We start from the raw sequence: 22,207 nt of genomic DNA, 5'->3' as shown, positions 1-22,207 counted from the left end.
TCTGCCATGTCCGACGAAGCCCGCATCGACGCAGTCCGCCTCCCCGTCCCGCCGCCGCTCCCCGGCGCCGCGCCCGCTCGGCTCTGCGGGAGGCCGCTCGGGGAGATCCTCGTCGTCACCGGCGTGATCGCGCCGGAGCGGCTCGAGGAGGCGCTCCTCGCGCAGCGCGGCGAGCACGCGGGGATGCGCCTCGGCGAGATCCTCGTCCGCGCCCACGCGGTGAGCGAGGAGGCGGTGCTCCGCGCGCTCGCGGCGCAGCTCGACCTCCCGTTCCTGGAGCGGATCGACCCGGAGCGGATCCCGCCCGAGCTGCTGAAGAAGGTGCCCATCAACTTCGCGAAGCAGGCGCGGGTGCTGCCGGTGGGTCACGACGGCGACGCGGTGCGCGTCGCGGTGGCGGACCCGCTCGACACGGCCGCGCAGGACTCGCTCGCGATGCTCCTCGGCGCGGCGATCGCGCCGGAGGTCGTGCCGGGCGCGGTGGTCGTCGACGCCATCAACGCGGTCTACGACCGCGCCGCCGACGAGCACGAGCGGCTCATGGAGGACCTCGAGACCGAGGACCTCGAGTCGGTCGCGCACGAGCTGGAGGAGCCGACCGACCTCCTCGACGCGGACGACGAGGCGCCCATCATCCGCCTCGTCAACTCGCTCCTCTTCCGCGCGGTGAAGGAGCGCGCGAGCGACATCCACATCAACCCGGAGGAGAAGGACATCTCCGTCCGCTACCGCATCGACGGCGTGCTGCGCGAGGTGATCCGCCCCCCGAAGCGCTTCCAGGCGTCCATCTCGAGCCGCATCAAGATCATGGGCGGGCTCAACATCGCCGAGAAGCGCCTCCCGCAGGACGGCCGCATCCGCATCAAGATCGCGGGCAAGGACGTCGACATCCGCCTCTCGACCGTGCCCACCGCGAACGGCGAGCGGATCGTGATGCGCCTCCTCGACAAGTCGAACGTGGTGCTCGACCTCGGTCAGCTCGGGTTCGAGGACTGGCAGCGCAAGATCATGGACGGGCTCATCACGCGGTCGCACGGCATCGTGCTCGTGACGGGCCCCACGGGCAGCGGCAAGACCACGACGCTCTACGCCGCGCTCGCCCAGATCAACTCGCCCGACCTGAACATCCTCACCATCGAGGACCCCGTCGAGATCCCGCTCAAGGGCGTCGGCCAGGTGCAGGTGAACCCGAAGATCGAGCTCACCTTCGCCGGCGGGCTCCGCTCGTTCCTCCGCCAGGATCCCGACGTCATCATGGTCGGCGAGATCCGCGACCTGGAGACCGCGGAGATCGCGATCCAGGCGTCGCTCACCGGCCACCTCGTCCTCTCGACCGTCCACACGAACGACGCCGCCGGCGCCATCACCCGCCTCGTCGACATGGGCGTGCAGCCGTTCCTCGTGGCGTCGTCGCTCGTGGGCGTCCTCGCGCAGCGGCTCGTGCGCGTGCTCTGCCCGGAGTGCCGCGCCCCGTACGTCCCCACGCAGGAGGAGCGCGCGCAGGTGGGCCTCACCGACGCCATCTGGCGCAAGGCGGGGAGCCCGCAGGCCGTGTTCAAGGCGCGGGGCTGCCCGGCCTGCCAGAACACCGGCTACCAGGGCCGCACCGGGATCTACGAGCTCATGCTCGTGGACGACGACGTCCGCCAGCTCGTCCTCAAGAACGTCGACTCCACCACCATCAAGAAGGCCGCCGTCCACCACGGCATGGTCACCCTGCTCGAGCACGGCGCCTACAAGGTCGCCCGCGGCATCACCACGGCGGCCGAGGTGCTCTCCGTGACCGCCGAGGACCTCCACTAGGCCATGCCGGTCTTCCAGTACAAGGCGCTCAACGCCGCCGGCAAGGCGGTGCAGGGGCTCAAGGAGGCGGACTCGCCGAAGACGCTCCGCGCGAACCTCCGCCGCGAGGGCGTGTTCCTCACCGAGGTGCTCGGCGAGGCGCAGGCGAAGCGCGAGGTGAACGTCCGCCGCTGGGTGCTCGGGCGCGTCGGCGCGCGCGACCTCGCCGTCGCGACCCGGCAGCTCGCCGTGCTCGCGCACGCCGGCATCCCGCTCGTCGAGGCCCTCACCGCCCTCGTCGACCAGGTCGAGCACGAGCGGCTGAAGCGGGTGCTCGGCGACGTGAAGCAGCGGGTCAACGAGGGCAGCTCCCTCGCCGACGCGCTGGCTGTCCACCCGCGCGTCTTCTCCACGCTCTACGTGAACATGATCCGCGCCGGGGAGAGCTCGGGCGCGCTCGAGATCGTCCTCGTGCGGCTCGCCGAGTTCACCGAGAGCCAGGCGCGGCTCCGCTCCAAGATCGCGGGCACGATGGCCTACCCGATCGCGATGATGGTCATCGGGACCGGGATCATGGGCATCCTCTTCACCGTCGTGATCCCCAAGATCACCTCGATCTTCGAGAACACCAGCGCGACCCTCCCCTGGTACACCCAGGTGACCATCGGCATCTCGTCGTTCGCGTCGCGCTGGTGGTGGGCGATCCTGCTCGCCGGCGTGGCGGCGGTCTACGGCCTGGCGCGCTGGCGGCGGACGCCGGCCGGGCGCGCCGCCTGGGATCGCGCCGCGCTCCGGGCGCCCATCTTCGGCCCCATCATCCGGCAGATCGCCATCGGCCGGTTCGCGCGGACGCTCTCGACGCTGCTCAAGAGCGGCGTCCCGCTCCTCACCGCCATGGACATCGTGAAGAACATCCTCGGGAACACGCGCCTCGCGGAGGTCATCGAGCAGGCCCGCGACGCCATCCGCGAGGGTGAGTCCATCGCCGCGCCCCTCAAGCGCTCCGGCGAGTTCCCGCCGCTCGTGCACCACATGGTCGCGATCGGCGAGCGCTCCGGCGCGCTGGAGGAGATGCTCGCGAACGTCGCCGACGCCTACGAAGACCAGGTCGAGACGACCATCGCCGCGCTCACGTCGCTGCTCGAGCCGGTGATGATCGTCGCGATGGGCGGCGTCGTCGCCTTCATCGTCTTCTCCGTCCTCATGCCGATCCTCCAGATCAACAACCTCGTAGGAGGCTGACCGTGAAGTCCGCGAAGCTCGCCCGCGCCGCCGCGCGTGGCATGACCCTCATCGAGATCATGGTGGTCCTCGTGATCATCGGCCTCATCGCCTCCGCCGTCGCCGTGAACGTCATCGGCCGGCAGAAGGAGGCCGAGATCAAGAAGGCCACGACCGACGTGCAGAACATCGCCAACCAGGGGGTCGACGCGTTCCGCGTGATGCGCGGCCGCTACCCCTCCACGGAGGAGGGCCTGCGCATCCTCATCCAGGAGGGGTTCCTCAAGGCGAACCAGCCGGACGGCTCCATCAAGGATCCGTGGAAGCACGACTACGTCTACCTCTACCCCGGCCAGAAGAACCCGGACGGCTTCGACGTGAAGTCGAACGGGCCGGACGGCCAGCCCGGCACCGAGGACGACATCGTCAACTACTGAGGACGTCTCCCCGACCTCGTGAGCACCTCACGCGCGAAGCGCGCCCTCCGGGGCGCCGATGCGATGGCGGCGAAGCCGGTCCTCTGGCCGGTGGGCGCACGCGACGCGCCCCCCGGACCGCCGGCTCGCTCCGGCGCAGCCTCGTCCGGCTGCGCCTGCGCTCGCGGCATGGCGGCGTGCGCGCGAGCGCAGCGGGGGTTCACGCTCGTCGAGCTGCTCATCGTCCTCGGGGTGATCGCGCTCGCGACCACCTTCGTGGTGCCCGCCCTCCAGTCCGTCTCCGGCGCGAACGCGCGGAAGGCCGCGGGCGAGCTCGCCGGGTCGATGCGCGCGCTCTTCGACATGGCTGCGCTGCGGCACGCGCGGTGCGCCCTGACGCTCGACCTCGACGGCGCGGCGTGGTGGGCGGACTGCGGCACGGGGCGGGCCGGGAGCGCGCGCGCGGCGGCCGCCGGAGAGGGCGAGGGGGCCGAGTCGCTCGAGGAGCGCTTCCCGGACGAGCGCGACGAGGAGATGCGGCGCCTCCTCGCGCGGACCGAGCTCGGCGGGCTCCCGGACCGGGTCGTGAAGAAGCACGCGCTGCCCGGGAGCGCGCGGTTCGGCCCGGTGAGGGTCGAGGGGCGGCGCGGCGCGATCGAGGAGGGGAAGGCCTACGTCAAGTTCTTCGCGGGCGGGCAGGCGCAGCGCGCCTACGTGCCGATCGTCGACGGCTCGAACCGCTACACGATCGTGCTCGAGCCGTTCACCGGCCGCGCGCGGGTCGTGCCCGGCGACGTGGAGGTGAAGGAGTGACCCGCCGGGCCGCGAGGCGCGGCTTCACGCTGCTCGAGGTGATGATCGCGCTCGCGATCCTCGCCGCGGCGCTGCTCACCGTCTCCGAGATCGTCGGCGGCTCCCTGCGCAACCACGTGCGCGCGCGCCAGCTCGAGGTCGCGACGCTGCTCGCGCGCGGCAAGATGGTGGAGCTCGAGTCGGAGTACGAGCGGAAGGGCTTCCGCGACTTCGACGAGAGCGCGGAGGGGACGTTCGAGGACGCCGGCCACCCCGAGGTGCGCTGGTCGACCGAGGTGGTGAAGCCGCAGGTGGAGCTCTCCGCCGAGCGGATCCTGCAGATGCTCACCGGCGGCGAGGGCGCGCTCGAGGACCTCCTCGCCGCCGCCGCGCCGCAGGCCGGCAAGGGCGGGCCGAAGACCGTCGGCCCGGGCGCGGGCGCCCTCGCGCAGGGGCTCCAGGCGCCGATCACCCAGCTCGGCGAGCAGATCAAGAAGGGCGTGCGCGAGGTGCGGCTCAAGGTGGCGTGGAAGGACGGCAAGCGCGACGAGTCCTTCACGGTGGTGACGCACATGGTGGTGCTCGCGCCCCGGGAGCCCGGCGCGTGAGGAACGCGGGCTTCACGCTCGTCGAGGTGATGATCGCCATCGCGATCACCGCCATCATCGGCGCCATGACGGTGGGCAGCTTCCGCCAGGTGGACCGCGCCTCGGAGATCGTCCGCGGCCAGGCGGAGCGCTACGCCGCCGTGCGCGTCGCGCTGACGCGGCTCTCGCGCGAGCTCACCATGGCGTACCTGTCCGATCACTACGACCGGAACGAGCACCGGGAGCGCCCCACCCTGTTCCGCGGCCGCGAGGACCAGGTGCTCTTCGCGACGCTCGCGCACGAGCGGGTGTCGCCCGACGTGAAGGAGTCGGACGAGGCGGTGGTCGAGTACGTGCTGGAGGCGGACCCGGACCACGCCGGCGAGGAGGCGCTGTTCCGGCGCTCCAAGCCGCGCGTCGACGCCGACCCGGAGCGCGGCGGCCGCAAGGACGTCGTGGCGGACCGGATCACCGCCTTCCGGCTGGGCTACTGGGACCCGAAGCGCAAGGAGTGGGTGCGCGAGTGGTCGACGCGCGCCACGGAGCACGAGAGCGAGCTGCCCGAGCGCGTGCGGATCGAGCTCGAGACGAAGCTGCCCGACGGACGGACCGAGAAGCTCTCGACGGAGGCGCGGATCGCGATCTCGCGGCCGCTCGACTTCTGATGCGCGCGCGCACGACAGCGGGCCGCGGGCGGCCCGGCGGCGGGGAGCGGGGGGCGGCGCTCCTCGTCGTGATCGTCTCGGTCGCGATCCTCACCGCGCTCGCGGCGAACCTCGCCTACGAGAGCCGCGTCTCGCTCGAGATCGCCGCGAACGCGCGCGACGAGCTGCGCGCCACCTACCTCGCGAAGAGCGGCGTCGCGCTGTCGCGGATGGTGCTCGGCTTCCAGCAGCAGCTCGACGACGCGGCGGGCGCCGCGTGCGGGCTCCTCGGGCAGGGGCTGCCCGGCGCGCGCACGCCGGCGGGCCAGCAGCAGCGGCCCGGCGGCGCGAACCCGCCTGCCGCCGCCTGCCCGCGACCGCAGATCTGGAGCGCGGTGCCGGTGAGCTCGACGCTCGTGCAGTCGCTGTTCGGCGGAGCCGGTCAGGAGGCTCCGGCGGCGGGAGCCTCGCCGGCAGGGGCGGCGGGCGGCGCGCGCCCGCCGGCGGCGTTCGGCGAGTTCGAGGGAGCGTTCGAGGCCAAGATCGAGGACGAGGGGCGCAAGGTGAACGCCCAGCTCGACGCGCGCGAGATCAGCGGCCCGGCGCGCATGCAGGTGCAGGGGCTCTACCAGCTCATCTGCGATCCGCGCTTCGACCGGATCTTCGAGCGCGAGGACGCGAACGGGGTCCGCACGAGCCGCCAGGACCTCATCGTCCACCTGCGCGACTGGATCGACGACGACAAGGTCTCGTCGTCGCTCGTCGCGGGCTTCCCCGGCGCGGCCTGCCTCATGGAGGCCGGGGACCCGCCGTTCGAGCCGGGCTTCGGCGACGAGAACTTCCCCTACGACAAGGGCGAGGATCGCTACCGGGCGAAGAACGCGCGGCTCGACTCCATCGAGGAGCTGTACCTCGTCGCGGGCGTCTCCGACGTGTTCATGGCGGCGTTCGGCGACCGTCTCACGGTGTACCTCCCCGTGGAGGCCCCCCGGAACGTGAACACCCTCGACCGGCGCGACCTCGTCGAGCTGGCGCGGCTCATCGCCGATCCGCCCTCCCAGCCGTTCCTGCTCGACCCGGAGTTCGGCGCGAAGCTCCAGAAGGCCATCGCCGACCTGACCCTGAACGGCCTCATGACGATCACGCCGCTCCAGTTCGCCGAGATCGTGAGGGGGCTCCAGGTGAGCGTCAACACCGCCGCCCTCTCCCCGTCGAGCGGCAAGCAGTTCCTCACGGACCGTTCGTACGTGTTCCGCATCCGCTCGGCCGGCACCGCCGGCGCGGTGACGAAGAGCGTCGACGCGGTCGTGAGCTTCGATCCGAGCCAGAACCGCGATACGCAGACGCAGACGCAGGCGCCGCTCCAGGGCCAGGACCCCGCTCAGGCCCAGGCGCTGGCGCAGCTGCAGACCCAGGCGCAACAGCTCCAGACGGCCGCCACCGGCGTGAAGCCGAGCCGGTTCCTGCGCTGGCGCGAGGAGTGACGGATGGCGCAGAGGAACCTCGGCCTCGATCTCGGGGCCCACGCGGTGAAGGGGGTGCTGCTCGACAGCACCTACCGCGGCTACGCCGTGGTGGACACGGCGCGCGTGCCGGTGCAGGCGGCGACGGAGGGCGGCCCGCCCCTCGTGGCGCGGCAGGCGGAGGCCGTGCGCGCGCTGCTCGCGGAGCGCGGCTGGCGGCCCGACGCGGTGATCACCGCGTTCCCGGGCGCGGCCGCCTCCTCGCACGTGCTCACCCTCCCCTTCACGGATCCGCGCCGGATCGAGCAGACCGTGGGGTTCGAGGTGGAGGGGCAGATCCCCTTCGATCTCGAGGACGTCGCGTGGGACTGGCAGCCGCTCCACGCGCACGACGGCAAGACCGACCTCCACGTCGCAGTCGTCCGCAAGGAGGAGCTCGCCGCGCTCGTGGCCGCGCTCGGGGACGCAGGCGTCGACCCGCGCGCCGTCGTGCCGGCCGGCCCGGCGTACGCGGCGCTCTTCGCGACCGGCGCGGTGGCCGGCGAGGAGGCGCCGCCCGCCGAGCCCGGCGCGCTCGTCCCCGCGGACCTGATCCTCGACGTCGGGCACGAGCGGACGAGCGTGTGCGTCGTCGCGGGCGGCCTGGCCGAGGCGGCGCGCACGTTCCCGTTCGGCGCGGCCCACCTCGCCCGCGTCGTGAGCCGCGACCTCGGGCTCTCCGAGGCCGACGCCCTCGCGGCGGTCGTCTCCCGCGACGCCCGCGACCCCCGCGTCGACGAGGCGCTGCCCCGCGCGCTCGCCCCCCTCGTGCGCGAGCTGCGCGCGACGCTCCGGGCGTGGCGCGCGCGCGCCGGCGCGCGCCCGGTCCGGCGGTTCGTCCTCTGCGGCGAGCTCGCCCGCCTCCCGGCGCTCGCGGAGGCGGTCGCGCCGGAGGCGGAGGGGGCGATCGGGCCGCTCGAGCTCGCCGGCCCCGCCGCGGAGCGGATCGCGCCCGAGGACGCGCCCGGCCTCGCGCTCGCCCTGGCCCTCGCGCTGCGCGGCCACCAGGGCGCGCGCGCGCCGCGCCTCAACCTGCGCCGGGGCGCGCTCGCCTACACGCGCGACTTCGAGCACGTGAAGGGGAAGGTCACGCGCCTCGGCGTGTTCGCGGCGCTGCTCGTCGTGCTCGCCGTGATGAGCTCGGGCGTGCGGCTCTTCGCGCTCGCCCGGCAGGAGAAGGCGCTCGACGACGCGCTGTGCGCGTCGGAGCAGCGCATCCTCGGCAAGTGCTACGCGAGCTTCGAGGAGGCGCAGGCCATCCTGCGCGGCCGCGGGACGCCCGGCGCGGCCATCCCGCGGGTCTCCGCGGTCGAAGTGTTCGCCGAGCTCGCGCAGCGCGTGCCGGACGTGCCGCTCCGCCTCGACCGCATGGAGGTCACGAAGGACAAGCTCCACCTCCAGGGCACGACCGACGCCGCCGAGAACGTCGACAAGATCGTCTCGGCGCTGCAGGCCTCGCGGTGCTTCGGCGACGCGCGCTCCGGCGGCGCGCGCCGGCGCGGGTCCGACGGGAAGTTCGAGTTCTCCATCGACGCGGGGATCACCTGCCTCGAGTCGGGCCCGGCGGCGCCGGGCGGGAGGGGATAGATGCTGGAGCGGCTCCGGAAGCTCCGCGCCGACGCGGAGGCGTGGCTCGCCAAGCTGTCTCAGCGCGAGCGCGTGATGGTGACCGCCGCGGCGGTCGCGGTGGTCGCGTTCGTCGTCTGGCTCGTCTCGTTCCAGATCTCCTCGGGCATGGCGGCCCGCGAGGAGCGCATCGACCAGAAGACCAAGGTGATGTCGCAGTTCGGCAAGCTGGCCGAGGGCTACCGCCGCAACCAGGCGGAGCGCAGCGCCCTGGAGGCGCGCCTCAAGGGCCAGCCCATCCAGCTCATGAGCCACATCTCCCAGGCGGGCGCGGCGCTCGGGATCGAGGTGAACGACCTGCGGCCGACCGGCGCGCCGGCCGACCTCGAGGGGATCCGCGAGGAGTCGGTCGAGGTGAACCTCGCCCGCATCGATCTCCCCCGGCTCGCGCGCCTCCTCCAGTCGCTCGAGCGCGGCGCCGGCGTGGTCAAGGTCCGCCGGATCCGGGTCTCCACCCGCTCGGACGATCCGGCCCTCGTCGACGCCACCCTCGTCGTCTCCACGTACCAGCTCCGGACCTGAGCGCCATGACGATCGACTGGAACCGCTGGCGCCCGCGCCTCCTCTACGGCGCGTTCACCTTCGCCGCCTTCCTCCTCGCCCTCCGGCTCACCTTCCCCGCCGACGCGGTGAAGCAGCGCATCGTCCTCGAGGCCGCCGCGCGCGGCTGGCAGGTCGACATGGCCGACGTGGGGCCGGGCGGGATCGCCGGGATCCACGCGGAGGGCGTGACCGTCGAGGCCGCCTCCGGCCTCAAGGTCCCGCTCGACGAGCTCACCGCGTCGCTCAGGCTCCTGCCGCTCCTCACGGGCAGGCGCAGCGTCGCGTTCGACGCGCGGCTGTACGACGGCGAGGTGGAGGGAACGGCAGACCTGTCCGGCGACGAGCGGGAGATCGCCCTCGCGGCCAGGGGCGTGGACCTCGCGCGCGCGCTGCCGCTCCGCAAGGCCTCGGGCCTCGACCTCACCGGGAAGCTCTCGGGCAAGGTGGCGCTGACGGTGCCCGCCGCGCCGAACGGACAGCCGAAGGGCCGGATCGACGTGACGGTGACGGAGGCCGGCGTGAACGGGGGGCAGCTCCCGGTCCCCGGGATGACGAGCGGCCTCGCCCTCCCGAAGCTCGGGCTCGGCGAGCTCGTCGCGGCGGTGAAGCTCGACCAGGGGAAGGCCACCTTCGAGAAGCTCGAGGCGAGAGGCGGCGACGCGGACTTCACGGCCGACGGGCTCTACGCCGTGCTGCAGCCGCGCATCGAGTACGCCCCCATCTCCGGCAAGGCGAAGCTCAAGGTGAAGGACGCCTTCTGGGCGCGCCGCGAGACGCAGGCGTTCAAGGGCGTCGCCGAGGCGGCCCTCGCCTCCTCGCGCGGTCGCGACGGCGCATGGAACTTCCAGATCGCCGGGAGCGTCTCGAGACCGCAGCTCCGGCCCGTCCAGGGGGGTCAGTAGCCAGCCTTCGGAGCGCCCGGCGGCGTGGCGATACATGCCTCGTCACGCAACGCCGCGTTCTCATGGGCGAAATCGGACCCGGGCCCCACGTGGTCCGGGCCGGACTGGGGGAAAACCTCCCTCTGATCAAGGGCTTCCCTTGAAGCCGCCCATGGGGTCGTGATATCGGGTTCGCCATGCGCATCCGGCGGCTCGACATCGTCGGCTTCAAGTCGTTCATGGACAAGACCGTGGTCGCCTTCGACGAGGGCGTCACCGGCGTTGTCGGCCCAAATGGGTGCGGGAAGTCCAACGTCGCGGACGCGATCCGCTGGGTGCTCGGCGAGCAGTCCGCCCGGCACCTGCGCGGCCGCTCGATGGAGGACGTGATCTTCAACGGCTCGGAGACGAAGCCGCCCCTCTCCATGGCGGAGGTGCTGCTCACCTTCGAGAACGACCGCCCGAGCGAGCTGCCAACCCAGTACCAGGGGTACTCCGAGATCACCGTCGGGCGCCGCCTGTTCCGCAGCGGCGAGTCCGAGTACCTCGTGAACGGCGTGCAGTCGCGGCTGCTCGACGTGAACGACATCTTCTTCGGCTCGGGCGTCGGCCGGACCGCGTACTCGATCATCGAGCAGGGCCGCATCGGCCAGATCGTGTCCGCCCGCCCCGAGGACCGGCGGGCGATCATCGAGGAGGCCGCCGGCATCACGAAGTACAAGAAGCGGCGCGAGGCGGCGGAGCGGAAGATGGAGGCGACGCAGCAGAACATGCTGCGCGTCGCGGACATCGTGCAGGAGCTCGGCAAGCAGCTCGAGAGCCTGAACCGCCAGGCGCGCAAGGCGGAGAAGTACAAGGCCCTGCGCGCGCAGATCCGCGAGCTCGAGCTCCGGGCGGCGGCGGCGCGCTACCTCGAGCTCACCGCGACCCGCCGCGCCGCCGAGGATCGCCACGCGACGCTCAAGGCCGAGGAGGCCGAGGTCGTGGCGCGCCTCGCCGAGCTCGACGGCGGGATCGACGGCGATCGTGCGCTGCTCGCCGAGAGCGAGGGGCGCCTCGCCGAGCTCGGCGCCAAGGAGCACGCGCTCGAGAGCCAGGCACGGGTCTCCGAGGTCTCGGTCGAGGCCGCCGCGCGCGAGCTCGAGCAGATCGCGGAGCGGACGCGCGCGCAGGCCGCCGAGGTCGAGGCGCTGAAGGCGCAGGCGGAGGCGCTCGCGCAGGAGCGCGAGGCGCTCCTCCAGCAGCGCGACGATCTCCAGTCGCTCGTCACCACCGACGAGACCCGGCTCGTGGACGCCGAGGCCGCGCTCCGCGACGCGGGCCGCGAGCAGGGCGCGCTGCAGGGCGAGGCGGATCGGGCGCGCGCCGCGGCCGGGGCCGCGCTCTCCGAGGCGACCAGCCACAAGAGCCAGCTCGCGCAGCTCGAGCGGCAGCGGCTCGACCTGCGCGGCCGCATCCAGAAGAACCGCGGCGAGGCCGACGACCTCGCCCAGCGCGCCTCCCAGCTCGACGGCTCGCGCTCGCGCTTCGTCGAGAAGCTCGGTCAGACCCGCCAGCTCAAGCTCCGGCTCGACGAGCAGCGCGGCGCGCAGGAGGAGATGCTCGAGCGGACGCGGGCCGAGTTCATCCAGAACGAGGCGCGGCTCATCACGATCCGCGAGGAGCTCGCCGACAAGCGCTCGCGCCTCAACAGCCTCCTCGAGATCGTCCGCAACTACGAGGGCTACGGCCGCGGGGTGCGGAGCCTCATGACCCGCGCCGGCCAGGCGGAGGCGCGCGACCGCGGCGTCTTCGGCCTCGTCGCCGACGTCGTGTCCGCGCCGGCCGAGTACGAGAACGCCATCGAGGCGGTGCTGGGCGAGCGGCTCCAGTACGTCATCGTCGAGAGCCACTCCCAGGGCGTCGAGGCGATCGACTACCTGAAGTCCGCCGCCGAGGGGCGCGCCTCCCTCATCCCGATGGCGCGCCTGCGCGACGCGGCCACGGCCGGCCCCGCGCCGGACCTCGGCGGCCACCCCGGGGTCGTCGCGAGCTGCCTCGACGTCATCCGCTTCGAGTCCTCGTACGAGAAGGTCGTCCGCTTCCTGCTCGGCGACGCGCTCATCGTGCGCGACCTCCCCGCCGCGCTCGAGCTCTGGCAGCAGAGCGGCGACAAGCGGACGCTCGTGACGCTCGACGGCGAGGTGCTGGACCCCTACGGCGTCGTCACCGGCGGCCCGCTGGAGGGCGAGGGGCACGGCGCGCTGCAGCGGCGGCGCGAGGCGCAGGAGCTCGAGGACGTCGTCCGCGGGTTCGAGGCGGACTTCTCGCTGGCGCAGGAGCGGCACCGCACCCTGCAGGCGCGCCTCCTCCAGCTCGAGGCGGCTCTGAAGAGCCTCGACAAGGACGGCCGCGAGAAGGAGCTCGCGCTCCTCGACCAGGAGAAGGATCTCGCCCGCGTCGGCGAGGAGCTCGAGCGCGTGGGCGAGCGGATGGGCGCCCTCGAGATCGAGCGCTCGCAGCTCGAGGAGACGCTCGCGGCGTTCTCGCGCGAGGAGGAGGAGCACCGCGTCGCCGCGGCGACCGCCGAGGCGGAGGTCTCGCGCGCCGAGGAGCGCGCCCGCGACGCCGTCCTCCGGCTCGAGCAGACCCGCCAGCGCGGCGACGTCCTCACCGCCGAGCTGATGAACCTCAAGGTGAAGGTCGCCGCCGACGCCGAGCGCCGCGAGGGGATCGGCGCCGCGCTGAAGCGCATCGACGACGCGCGGCGCGAGGTGGACGAGCGGCGGGCGCGCCTCTTCGCGGCCCTGTCCGAGGCGAACGCGCGCGCGGCCGAGCTGCGCAGCCGGCTGGACGGCACGCGCGTCGATCTCGACCGCCTGTCGCAGGACCTCGCCGGCGTCCGGGAGGAGCTCTCCCGGGCCCGCGCCGAGCACGAGGGGCGCGCCGCCGCCTCGCGCGGCCGCGAGGCCGAGGCCCGCGAGCTCCGCACCCGCGCCGAGGCGGCCCGGAGCGCGATGGGCGAGGCGGCGCTCACGGCGCGCGAGCACGCCCTCGAGCTCACCCACCTCGAGGAGCAGACGCGCGAGCGGTGCCAGGCGGAGCTCAAGTGGGAGGTGGCGCGCTTCCACCTGGAGCGGCCGCCGGGCGACGCCGAGCGCGAGCGGCTCGACGAGCTGAAGGCACAGTCCGAGCGGATGGGCGCCATCAACCTGACCGCGATCGAGGAGTACGACGACCTCGCCCGCCGCCACGAGTTCATGAGCACCCAGAAGGCGGACCTCGAGCGCTCGCTCGCCGATCTCAAGGCCGCCATCGTGAAGATCAACCGCGCCTCGCGCGAGCGCTTCCAGGAGACGTTCGACCTCGTGAACGAGAAGTTCCAGGCGGTCTTCCCGCGCCTGTTCAACGGCGGCCGCGCCGGGCTCGTGCTCACGCAGGCGGACGGGGACGGGGAGGCGGGCGTCGAGATCTTCTCGCAGCCGCCCGGCAAGAAGCTGCAGAGCGTGAACCTGCTCTCCGGCGGCGAGAAGGCGCTCACCGCCGTGTCGCTCATCTTCGCCATCTTCCTCATCAAGCCGACGCCGTTCTGCCTCCTCGACGAGGTCGACGCGCCGCTCGACGACGCGAACGTCGGCCGCTACAACGAGATGGTGAAGGAGATGTCGAAGACCTCGCAGTTCATCCTCATCACGCACAACAAGCGCACGATGGAGATGGTGGACACGCTCTACGGGGTCACCATGCAGGAGCCGGGCGTCTCGAAGCTCGTCTCCGTCCGGCTCTCCGAGCGCACCAAGGAAGCCGCCGCGGCCTGAACCAGGGGTGGGGACCCCGACGACGGCGGCCGGCGTTCGCGGGAGGGCCCCGCGCAACGCGCGGGAGGGGCGAAGCCCCTCAGGCGGGGAACGGTCGCGAGCCCGCGAACGCGGGCGCGACCGTTCACGGGACCCGCCGAGCAGGGGTGGGGACCCCGACGACGGCGGCCGGCGTTCGCGGGAGGGCCCCGCGCAGCGCGCGGGAGGGGCGAAGCCCCTCAGGCGGGGAACGGTCGCGAGCCCGCGAACGCGGGCGCGACCGTTCACGGGACCCGCCGAGCAGGGGTGGGGACCCCGACGACGGCGGCCAGCCGTCGTCGGGGCGGGGGCGCAGCCCCCGTCTCTACATGGGATGCCCCGTCGCCTTGTCGGAGTGGCAGGTCGTGCAGGTCATGCCGCTCGCCACGGGCTCCGTCGTGCTGGTGCCCGGGTGGCACACGAGGCACGTCTTCGACGCGTCGTCGATGGGCGCCGCCGTGAACGCCTTCGTCTCGAGGTAGGTGTTGAGCAGCTCGGCCACCTTCCCGGCGACGTCCGCCGTGAGGCGGGCGCAGCGCGCCTTCTTGTCCGCGCCCGTCGCGGAGACGCCGTTCGCGGCGCACCAGCCGGACACCGACGCGTGGCACAGGTGCGCGCCGGGGACCTGCTGCAGGTTCACGAGGTTCCCCGCGCTGAAGTCCTTCACGAGCCCGGTCTCGCCGGCGTTCACGGCCTGCGGGGTGTACTGCGGGAAGCTCGCGCCCTCGTACCAGCGCATGAGGTCGGTCATGATCGCCGCGCGCGCCGTCGCGTCGGCGACCACCATGTTCGTCACGAGCACGCCGCCGAGGAGGGCGCCGCAGATGCTGCCGTAGCTGGCGATGCCGCCTCCGCCGAACTTGCCGAAGTCGAGCGGGAGCAGCGAGAACGGCGCGCCGGCGGTCTGGGCGAGGTGGCCCACGAGGGCGCTGTACGCGCCGTGGCAGCAGCCTCCGGCGTAGTACCCCTGGTACGCGGCCTCGCGGATCGGCGTGGCATCGAGCCGGTACCCGGCGGGAAGGTGCTGCTCGTACGGGAAGTCGGCGACCTGCGGTCCCGCCGGCTCCTGTGGCGTCTGCTGCGGGGCCGGGTCCGAGTCCGAGCCGCAGGCCTGAAGGACGCCGAGCGTCACGGCGCCGCCGAGCGCGAGGCCGGCGCGGCCCAGCAGGTTTCTACGGGAGAGTTCCTTGGTCACGATGAGCTCCTTCGATGACTGCGAGTTGAATCCGGCGTGCCGCGCCTCGCGCGGTCTCTGACGGCAGCGTCGGGATCGGTCGACACGCCGTTCGCGACCGTACCGGACGGCCCGGGCGTTAAGTCAATGATTTCGCTGAAGAATCCGTAACCCCGCGCCGGCCCGGGGAGATCGCGCTGACCTTCGAGGGAAGGGTTAACGCCCTGCGTAAACGATGCGTCTGGCTCGTGATTTCGCGACAGACCGCCGCGCCCGCGCGCCGCCGCGCGGCCACTGCGGCGAGCGACCGCGCTCCGAGTTGATTTCATGTCACGACTGCGCCGCCGTCTGCGCTGGGCGGTCGCACGCTCCCGGGGACCTCCGGCCTTGCCTTACCGGGGGAGGCGCGAACCGATTTCGCGGCGTCGGGAAAGCTCCGCCGGAGGGCTGCGCGTTGACACGCCGTTCCGCCGGCCTCTATAGAGTGCCGACTTTCCTGGCGCGCGCCGGGTCCGGCGGACGAGCCGCCCCGGGGCGCGCGGAGTCCGGGGGCCGGAGGCTTCCGCCCCCAAAGCTCGAACGGAGCCCCGCGTGCCGCCGCGTCCCCCGTCCTTCCTCGAGACGCTGACCCCGAACGACTGGATCGCCATCGCGATCGTCGTCCTCCTCGCCCTCCTCGTCGTGGTCGCCGCGATCCGGATCGCGCGCCGCCGCCGGCCGCCGCCGGGGCCGCCCGTCCCGGCCGACGAGATCGAGCGCGAGCTCACCGGCCCGGAGGCGCTCCCGCCCCTGTCGGCGAAGGTGCCGCCGCCCGTCGCCCCGCCGCCGCAGGTGCCCGCGCCGCGCGGCGAGCCCGGCCTGCCCCGCGAGGCGGAGGAGGCGCGCAAGAAGGAGGACTACCGCCGCAAGAAGGAGACGGAGCGGCTCGAGCGTGAGCGCAGGCAGCGCGAGCGCGAGGAGGCCGAGGCGAGGGCGCGAGAGGAGGCGGCGCGCGCCGCGCGCGAGGCCGAGGAGGCGAAGCGCCGCGAGGAGGAGGAGCGCCGGCGGCGCGCGGAGGCCGAGGCGGGCAAGACGCTCGCCGCCGGGCTCGAGAAGACGCGCGGCGGCTTCATGGCGCGGCTCAACGCCCTGTTCTCGGGCGGGCGGCTCGTCGACGACTCCGTCCTCGCCGATCTCGAGGAGGTGCTGTTCACCGCCGACATCGGCGTGAAGACCGCGACGAAGCTCCTCGAGTCCGCCCGCGAGAAGGTCCGGCGGCGCGAGCTCTCGGATCCCGAGCGGCTGAAGGACGCGCTGCGCGAGGAGATCGCGCGCATCCTGGCGCTGGGCGGCGATCCCTCCGCGGCGCGCCCGCTCGAGCTCGGGGCGGCGCGCCCGTGGGTGGTGATGGTCGTGGGCGTGAACGGCTCGGGGAAGACGACCACCATCGGCAAGCTCGCCTCGAAGCTCCAGGGGGACGGGAAGCGGGTCCTCCTCGGCGCGGGCGACACGTTCCGCGCCGCGGCAGGCGAGCAGCTCGAGATCTGGGCGGAGCGCGTGGGCGCGCCCATCGTGCGCGGCAAGGAAGGCGCCGATCCGGCGAGCGTCTGCTTCGAGGCGGTGCAGCGCGGCGCGCAGGACGGCATGGACGTCGTGCTGTGCGACACCGCCGGGCGCCTCCACACGAAGGCGCCGCTCATGGAGGAGCTGAAGAAGGTGAAGCGCGTCATCGGCAAGGCCGCCGAGGGCGCGCCGCACGAGGTGCTGCTCGTGCTCGACTCCACGAACGGCCAGAACGCCATCGCGCAGGCGCGCCAGTTCCACGAGGCGCTCGGCGTCACCGGCATCGTGCTCACGAAGCTCGACGGCACCGCCAAGGGCGGCGTCGTCATCGGCATCTGCGACGAGCTCGGGATCCCGGTACGCTACGTGGGCGTCGGCGAGAGCGTCGCGGACCTGCGGCCCTTCCTGCCCGGCGAGTTCGTCGAGGCGCTGTTTGATTAGAACGGGGCGGCGGCTCGCTCGCTGAGCACTGACCAGGCCAAGCTCGTCGGAGATGCTCATGCAGCCCTTCGCGGTCATCCTCTTCGACATCGACGGCACGCTCGTCTCCGCGGGCGGGGCGGGACGCCGCGCCCTGGAGCGCGCGCTCGAGGAGCGGTGCGGTCCGCTCGCAGGTCGCCTCGCCGGGCTCCGCCTCGACGGGATGACCGACCGGCTCATCGTGCGCGAGGCGCTCGGCCTCCTCGGCCACGGGTTCTCGGACGCGGCGTGCGACGGCGTCCTCGAACGCTACCTGTCTCACCTGCGCGAGGAGATCGCCGACCCACGCTACGAGGTGCTCCCCGGGGTCGCGTCGCTGCTCGAGGCGCTGCGCGCGCGGGCGCTCCCGTTCGGCCTCTGCACGGGGAACCTCGTGGACGGCGCCCGTGTGAAGCTCGCCCGCGGCGCGCTCGACCACCACTTCGAGTGGGGCCCCGGGGCGATCGGCGGCTTCGCCCATGACGGCGAGGCGCGCGAGCGGGTGGTGGCTGCGGCGCTCGCCCGGGCCTCGGCACGCCTCGGTCGCGCCGTGCACGCGCGCGAGGCGCTCGTCGTCGGTGACACGCCCCGCGACGTGGCGGCGGCGCGGCACGTCGGCTGCCCGGTGCTCGCGGTGGCGACCGGGCGCTATGCCGCCGGGGAGCTCGCGGCGTGCGGCGCGGACCACGTGTCGGCCACGCTCGAGGATCCCGCCGCGCTCCGGCTGCTGCTCGGGTGAGCCGGCGCCGGGCGGGGCCGCGCCTTGACCGGCCCGCGCGGCCCGGGGTATGGCCGGTTCGAGAGAGGGACCCCCAATGGCGACGCGCACGTCCCCCGCCGCTCCCACGCGACAGCTCCTCCCGCCGATCGACGGGCCGCGCCTCCGCGCCGTCGCCGTCGATCGCTCGCACGTGGCGGAGCTGCAGGCCTGCCTGGAGGGCGCCACCGACTACTTCCAGCGCACCGAGGGCCGCCTGCCCGAGCCGGACGCGGCGCTGCGGCTCGTCGAAGAGGCGGAGGCGGACGACGCCAGGCGCGTGTACTGCCTCGTGCCGCACAGCGGCGGCGCGGCGGTCGGGGTGCTCGACCTGTACCTCCACCACCCCGAGCCCGGCGTCGCGCACGTGGGGCTCCTGCTGTTCCGCGAGTCGTGCCAGGGCATCGGCTACGGGAAGGAGACCGTCGCGGCCCTGGAGCACGCCCTGCAGCGCGCCGGCTTCACCGCGCTCCGCTGCTCGGTCGGCGACGAGAACCCCGGAGCGCAGGCGTTCTGGGAGCGGATCGGGTTCGGCGAGATCGGGCGCCTCGACGGCGGCGTCGCCGTGTACGAGCGGCCGTTCGTCGAGGTGAGCTGACCCGCCCCCGGGCGCGCTTCGCGCGGCAGCGCCCCCAAACGGCGAGCGCGGCCCGGAGGCCGCGCTCGGTTCAGCACGGTGCTCGGCGACGGCTACTCCGCGGAGGGCTGCGGCGCCATCTGCCGGGCGGACCGGGCGAGGTACCCGCGCACGCCCTCGTAGAGGCTCGCGAGACCGACGTAGCCGAAGCCGACCTGGAACAGCACGAGGAACGGCAGCGAGTAGTAGACGCCGCGCTCGACGAGGTAGAGCACGCCGTACGTCATGTACGCGGCGAGGGCGAGCTCGACGATCGGCTGGAAGGTCACCGCCGCCTTGTAGCGCTTCTTCACGACCGAGTCGCCCGCCGACTTCACCCCGTGCTTCGGCGTGCGGGTGAAGGCGGTCTCGTAGCCCATGAGCGCCTCGACGACGGCGCGCGCCTGGTTCACCGCGAGGCCGATGCCGAGCGCCATCACGAACGGCAGGTACTTCACCCGCTCCCAGCGCGTCTTCCCCTGCTCGCGCTGGCTCGCCATGTAGAAGAAGACGACGCTGAAGGTCGCGGCCGCGAAGAACGGCAGGTCGAGGAAGAGCACCTCGAGCGCGCCGTGCGAGACCCGCACCACCACCGTGATCGGCAGGAGGATGGCGAGCGGGATCATCATGAGATACCCGAGGTTCGCGGTGAGGTGCATGAACGCCTCCCGCTTGACCGCCCTCGGCACGTCCGCGCGGCGGATGAGCGGGAGGAGCTTCAGGGCCGTCTGGATGGAGCCCTTCGCCCAGCGGTGCTGCTGACTCTTGAACGCGTTCATCTCGACCGGGACCTCGGCCGAGGTCACGACGTGCGGGAGGTAGACGAACTTCCAGCCCTTCATCTGCGTGCGGTACGAGAGATCGAGGTCCTCGGTGAGCGTGTCGTGCTGCCAGCCGCCGCCGCTCGCGATGGCGTCGCGGCGCCAGATCCCGGCGGTGCCGTTGAAGTTGAAGAACAGGCCGGAGCGGTTGCGCGCGGTGTGCTCGATGACGAAGTGGCCGTCGAGCAGGATCGCCTGCGCCTCGGTGAGGAGCGAGTACGAGCGGTTCAGGTGGCCCCAGCGCGTCTGGACCATCCCGACCTGCGGGTCGGTGAAGAAGTCGAGGGTGCGGCGGAGGAAGTCCGACTCGGGGATGAAGTCCGCGTCGAACACCGCGACGAACTCGCCCTTCGCGAGCGTGAGCCCGTGCTCGAGCGCCCCCGCCTTGAAGCCCTTGCGGTTCGTGCGGTGCACGTAGGCGATGTCGAGCCCGGTCTTCCGGTGCCGGTCGACGCACGCGCGCGCGATGCCCTGCGTCTCGTCGGTCGAGTCGTCGAGCACCTGGATCTCGAGGAGATCGCGCGGGTAGTCCATCTTCGCGACGGCGTCGATGAGCCGCTCCGTCACGTACATCTCGTTGAAGATCGGCAGCTGGATGGTGACGCGCGGGAGCTGCTCGAAGCGGCCCTTCGGCGACGGCAGCCGGTACTTGTGCCGGTAGTACAGGTACGCCATCGCGTACCGGTGCGAGCCGTACACCGAGAGGAGGAGCAGCAGGAGGGCGTACGCGACGACGACCGATAGCTCGATGGCGCTCATCTGTCCGTTTTTTCGGGATGCGGCAGGGCGACCGCTCCCCTGGCGGGGACCTGCAAAACCGGGCGGACTATAGCCTCCCCGTCCGCGAAGTCAATCAAGCCAAAACCTGCGCCCCGACAGGCGAAAACGGGATTGTTCCGCGCAGGTTACCTCCTCGCACCCGGGCGCCCTCCCGCGCGGCAGGTGCGACCTCGGAGACGGCCCCCGCGCGGTCCGCCTCAAACGTCATTCGCGCTTCACCGCGAGGCCTGGAGAAGGCGGCGCGGAGGCCTTCAGAATGTCGACGGCGCGCAGGTAGTCGAGGGCGGTGTGCAGCGGGTGGTCTTCGCTCCCCGGTGCCCCTGCACCCGCCCCGGAAGTAGCGTCCGGAGAGATCGACTCGTTGCGGAGGTGACCCTTCAGGTCCTTCTCACCGGGGGAGGCGTCCGCGACCGCCGGGGGGACACCCTCGCCGACGACCACGTCCGGCGTGATGCCCCGCTCCTGGATGGAGCGGTGCTTCGGGGTGAAGTAGCGGGCCACGGTGAGCTTCAGCCCCGAGCCGTCCTCGAGCTCCACGATGGTCTGGACCGAGCCCTTGCCGAAGGTGGGGGTGCCCATGATCACGGCGCGCCCGTGGTCCTGCAGCGCCCCCGCGACGATCTCGCTCGCGCTCGCGGTCCCCTTGTTCACGAGCACGATGATCGGGTACGGCGGCTCGGTGTCCTTCTCGCGCGCCTTCTCGACCTGGACGTCGCGGCGCCCACGCCCCTCGGTCGTCACGATGATCCCGGAGGCGAGGAAGAGGTCCGCCACCCGCACGGCCTGATCGAGGAGGCCGCCGGGGTTGCCGCGGAGGTCGAGCACGAGGCCGCGCAGCTCGCCGCCGAGCCGAGCCCGCGCGTCGTCGAGCGCCTTCTTCACGCCGCGATCGGTCCGCTCCTGGAACGCCTTCACGCGCACGTACGCGTAGCGCCGCTCCGGGTCGAGGATCCTGAGCTCGACGCTCTGGGCCCGGACGTGGTCGCGCACGAGCGTGAGCGCCTGCGGCGCGGAGAACCCGTCGCGCATCACCTCGAGCACCGCCCGCGTCCCCGCCGGGCCCTTCATGCGGCGGATGGACTCGGCGAGCGGCAGGTCCTTCGTGGGCGTCCCGTCGATGGCGAGGATCCGGTCGCCGGGGCGCAGGCCCGCGCGCTCGCCGGGCGAGTCCGCGAGGGGCGCGACCACGGTGAGCGCGCCGCCCGAGATCGCGACCTCCACGCCGAGCCCGTCGAACTCGCCGGTCGTGTCCTCCCGAAGCTGCCGGTACACGTCGGGCCGCATGAACGAAGAGTGGGGGTCGAGCCGCCCGACGATCCCGTCGATCGCGCCGTAGACGAGCTCCTGCTCCTTCACGTCCTCGACGTAGTCGTTCTCGACCTTCTCGAGCACCTCGGCGAACACGTCGAGCGGGCGGTACGGCGCGGCGGCCCCGCGCCGCGCGGCCGAGGCCACGTGCTCCACGCCGAGCCCGGCGAGGAAGGCGACCGCGAGCGCGCCGACGAGCGCGATGCGGGGGAGGAAGGGCCGGCGCGTCATGGGGCGATCATACCCGAGGCGCGCGACCGGTTGGAGCGCCGCCGCCGGGCGTCTTTGAGCGATCCGGGGCCGGTCACGGCGCGAGCCAGGGGCGCGGATCCACTGGGCGCCCGCGCTCGCGCAGCTCGAAGTACAGGTACGGCCCCTTGAGCGAGCCCGAGTCCCCGACCGTGCCGAGCACCGCGCCCGCGTCCACGACCTCGCCCATGGCGGTCTGCATCGCGCCGAGGTGCGCGAAGAGCGTGTGGTAGCCCTCCCCGTGCTCCACGATGACGAGGTTGCCGTACCCCTTGAACCAGCCGGCGTGGACCACCCGGCCTGGCGCGACCGAGCGGACCGGGGCGCCGGCGCGGGCGGCGATGTCGAGCCCGTTCTGCACCGTGACGGTGTTGAACTTGGGGTTCACGATGCGGCCGAAGCCCACCGCGATGGCCCCGACGGTGGGCGCCGGCAGCCGCCCCCTGCGCGCGGCGAACCCGCCCGGCAGCGCGCTCCCCACCCGCGGCGGCGGGAGGGTGGCCACGAAGTCCGCGAGCCGCCTCGCCTGCGTGGCCGCCTCCCGCGCCGCGCGCTCGTGGAACCCGCGCGCGCTGCGGAGCGCCGTGAGCAGCGTCTCGCGCTCCTCGCGGCGCGCCTCCGCCTGCGTGCGCCGCTCCACCGCCTCGCCGGCGAGCGCGTCGAGCCGGGCCGCCTCTCGGGCGCGCTCGGCC

The 22,207-nt window shown here is 73.1% G+C and carries 18 protein-coding genes; 14 read left to right on the top strand and 4 right to left on the bottom strand.

What is annotated here, in order from left to right:
• Nucleotides 1–6: 6 nt before the first annotated feature.
• The 11 genes from gspE to smc all read left to right on the top strand — a co-directional run bounded on the left by gspE (nucleotide 7) and on the right by smc (nucleotide 13,791).
• Nucleotides 7–1,803: a type II secretion system ATPase GspE gene (gspE, locus tag MNZ39_RS14300; protein WP_242339627.1), complete on the top strand. Its 1,797-nt coding sequence runs from the start codon at nucleotides 7–9 to the stop codon at nucleotides 1,801–1,803.
• A 3-nt stretch (nucleotides 1,804–1,806) separates the two neighbouring features.
• Nucleotides 1,807–3,024, top strand: coding sequence for a type II secretion system inner membrane protein GspF (gspF, locus tag MNZ39_RS14295; RefSeq protein ID WP_242339626.1), 1,218 nt, complete (start codon nucleotides 1,807–1,809; stop codon nucleotides 3,022–3,024).
• 2 nt (nucleotides 3,025–3,026) lie between these two features.
• Entirely contained in the window at nucleotides 3,027–3,440 is a 414-nt protein-coding gene (gene gspG, locus MNZ39_RS14290) for a type II secretion system major pseudopilin GspG (protein WP_242339624.1), read from the top strand.
• An 18-nt stretch (nucleotides 3,441–3,458) separates the two neighbouring features.
• Complete coding sequence (locus tag MNZ39_RS14285; RefSeq protein ID WP_242339622.1) at nucleotides 3,459–4,232, top strand: Tfp pilus assembly protein FimT/FimU; 774 nt, start codon at nucleotides 3,459–3,461, stop codon at nucleotides 4,230–4,232.
• The gene (locus MNZ39_RS24990) at nucleotides 4,229–4,819 is read left to right on the top strand and encodes a prepilin-type N-terminal cleavage/methylation domain-containing protein (protein ID WP_242339620.1); all 591 of its coding nucleotides are present in this window, start codon (nucleotides 4,229–4,231) and stop codon (nucleotides 4,817–4,819) included. Before MNZ39_RS14285 ends, MNZ39_RS24990 begins: the two co-directional genes overlap by 4 nt.
• Nucleotides 4,816–5,463 (top strand): type II secretion system protein GspJ, encoded by a 648-nt coding sequence (locus tag MNZ39_RS14275; protein WP_242339618.1) that lies wholly within the window; start codon nucleotides 4,816–4,818, stop codon nucleotides 5,461–5,463. Before MNZ39_RS24990 ends, MNZ39_RS14275 begins: the two co-directional genes overlap by 4 nt.
• Nucleotides 5,463–6,926 carry a type II secretion system protein GspK gene (locus tag MNZ39_RS14270; protein WP_242339615.1) on the top strand — a complete coding sequence of 488 codons (1,464 nt, stop codon included), beginning with the start codon at nucleotides 5,463–5,465 and terminating at the stop codon, nucleotides 6,924–6,926. The genes MNZ39_RS14275 and MNZ39_RS14270 overlap by 1 nt, the downstream gene beginning before the upstream one ends.
• Before the next feature lie 3 nt (nucleotides 6,927–6,929).
• On the top strand, nucleotides 6,930–8,531 hold the full coding sequence (gene pilM / locus MNZ39_RS14265; protein ID WP_242339613.1) for a pilus assembly protein PilM: 1,602 nt from the start codon (nucleotides 6,930–6,932) through the stop codon (nucleotides 8,529–8,531).
• Nucleotides 8,532–9,092: a type II secretion system protein GspM gene (gene gspM / locus MNZ39_RS14260; RefSeq protein WP_242339611.1), complete on the top strand. Its 561-nt coding sequence runs from the start codon at nucleotides 8,532–8,534 to the stop codon at nucleotides 9,090–9,092. It abuts the gene before it with no gap.
• A 5-nt stretch (nucleotides 9,093–9,097) separates the two neighbouring features.
• A complete protein-coding gene (gene gspN / locus MNZ39_RS14255) occupies nucleotides 9,098–10,015 on the top strand; it encodes a type II secretion system protein GspN (protein WP_242339609.1) in 918 nt (305 codons plus the stop codon).
• A gap of 176 nt (nucleotides 10,016–10,191) precedes the next feature.
• On the top strand, nucleotides 10,192–13,791 hold the full coding sequence (gene smc / locus MNZ39_RS14250) for a chromosome segregation protein SMC (protein WP_242339606.1): 3,600 nt from the start codon (nucleotides 10,192–10,194) through the stop codon (nucleotides 13,789–13,791).
• A 343-nt stretch (nucleotides 13,792–14,134) separates the two neighbouring features.
• On the opposite strand, the gene MNZ39_RS14245 is transcribed toward smc, so the two are convergent.
• Nucleotides 14,135–15,004, bottom strand: coding sequence for a C-GCAxxG-C-C family protein (locus MNZ39_RS14245; protein ID WP_242339605.1), 870 nt, complete (start codon nucleotides 15,002–15,004; stop codon nucleotides 14,135–14,137).
• Nucleotides 15,005–15,574: 570 nt separating this feature from the next.
• Here MNZ39_RS14245 and ftsY point away from each other — a divergent pair.
• The 3 genes from ftsY (at nucleotide 15,575) to MNZ39_RS14230 (ending at nucleotide 18,339) form a co-directional block, all read left to right on the top strand.
• Nucleotides 15,575–16,966 carry a signal recognition particle-docking protein FtsY gene (ftsY, locus tag MNZ39_RS14240; protein WP_242339603.1) on the top strand — a complete coding sequence of 464 codons (1,392 nt, stop codon included), beginning with the start codon at nucleotides 15,575–15,577 and terminating at the stop codon, nucleotides 16,964–16,966.
• A 58-nt stretch (nucleotides 16,967–17,024) separates the two neighbouring features.
• Complete coding sequence (locus tag MNZ39_RS14235; RefSeq protein WP_242339601.1) at nucleotides 17,025–17,723, top strand: HAD family hydrolase; 699 nt, start codon at nucleotides 17,025–17,027, stop codon at nucleotides 17,721–17,723.
• 76 nt (nucleotides 17,724–17,799) lie between these two features.
• A complete protein-coding gene (locus tag MNZ39_RS14230; RefSeq protein WP_242339599.1) occupies nucleotides 17,800–18,339 on the top strand; it encodes a GNAT family N-acetyltransferase in 540 nt (179 codons plus the stop codon).
• 92 nt (nucleotides 18,340–18,431) lie between these two features.
• Here MNZ39_RS14230 and MNZ39_RS14225 read toward each other — a convergent pair whose 3' ends face one another.
• From MNZ39_RS14225 to MNZ39_RS14215, 3 genes are all read right to left on the bottom strand, one after another.
• Entirely contained in the window at nucleotides 18,432–19,937 is a 1,506-nt protein-coding gene (locus MNZ39_RS14225) for a cellulose synthase family protein (RefSeq protein WP_242339597.1), read from the bottom strand.
• Between the two features lie 225 nt (nucleotides 19,938–20,162).
• On the bottom strand, nucleotides 20,163–21,497 hold the full coding sequence (locus MNZ39_RS14220; protein ID WP_242339595.1) for a S41 family peptidase: 1,335 nt from the start codon (nucleotides 21,495–21,497) through the stop codon (nucleotides 20,163–20,165).
• A gap of 73 nt (nucleotides 21,498–21,570) precedes the next feature.
• On the bottom strand, nucleotides 21,571–22,207 hold a 637-nt coding region (locus MNZ39_RS14215; RefSeq protein WP_242339593.1), incomplete at its 5' end, for a murein hydrolase activator EnvC.

Source organism: Anaeromyxobacter sp. SG66 (genome assembly GCF_022690805.1).
Classification (GTDB): domain Bacteria; phylum Myxococcota; class Myxococcia; order Myxococcales; family Anaeromyxobacteraceae; genus Anaeromyxobacter; species Anaeromyxobacter soli.
This window is presented reverse-complemented; position numbering and strand designations above follow the sequence as displayed.

Excerpts from the sequence above, each read along its gene's own strand:
- gspE (WP_242339627.1), top strand. The coding sequence starts at position 7 with ATGTCCGACGAAGCCCGCATCGACGCAGTCCGCCTCCCCGTCCCGCCG.
- gspF (WP_242339626.1), top strand. The coding sequence starts at position 1,807 with ATGCCGGTCTTCCAGTACAAGGCGCTCAACGCCGCCGGCAAGGCGGTG.
- MNZ39_RS14270 (WP_242339615.1), top strand. The coding sequence starts at position 5,463 with ATGCGCGCGCGCACGACAGCGGGCCGCGGGCGGCCCGGCGGCGGGGAG.
- pilM (WP_242339613.1), top strand. The coding sequence starts at position 6,930 with ATGGCGCAGAGGAACCTCGGCCTCGATCTCGGGGCCCACGCGGTGAAG.
- gspM (WP_242339611.1), top strand. The coding sequence starts at position 8,532 with ATGCTGGAGCGGCTCCGGAAGCTCCGCGCCGACGCGGAGGCGTGGCTC.
- gspN (WP_242339609.1), top strand. The coding sequence starts at position 9,098 with ATGACGATCGACTGGAACCGCTGGCGCCCGCGCCTCCTCTACGGCGCG.
- smc (WP_242339606.1), top strand. The coding sequence starts at position 10,192 with ATGCGCATCCGGCGGCTCGACATCGTCGGCTTCAAGTCGTTCATGGAC.
- MNZ39_RS14235 (WP_242339601.1), top strand. The coding sequence starts at position 17,025 with ATGCAGCCCTTCGCGGTCATCCTCTTCGACATCGACGGCACGCTCGTC.
- MNZ39_RS14230 (WP_242339599.1), top strand. The coding sequence starts at position 17,800 with ATGGCGACGCGCACGTCCCCCGCCGCTCCCACGCGACAGCTCCTCCCG.
- MNZ39_RS14225 (WP_242339597.1), bottom strand. The coding sequence starts at position 19,937 with ATGAGCGCCATCGAGCTATCGGTCGTCGTCGCGTACGCCCTCCTGCTG.
- MNZ39_RS14220 (WP_242339595.1), bottom strand. The coding sequence starts at position 21,497 with ATGACGCGCCGGCCCTTCCTCCCCCGCATCGCGCTCGTCGGCGCGCTC.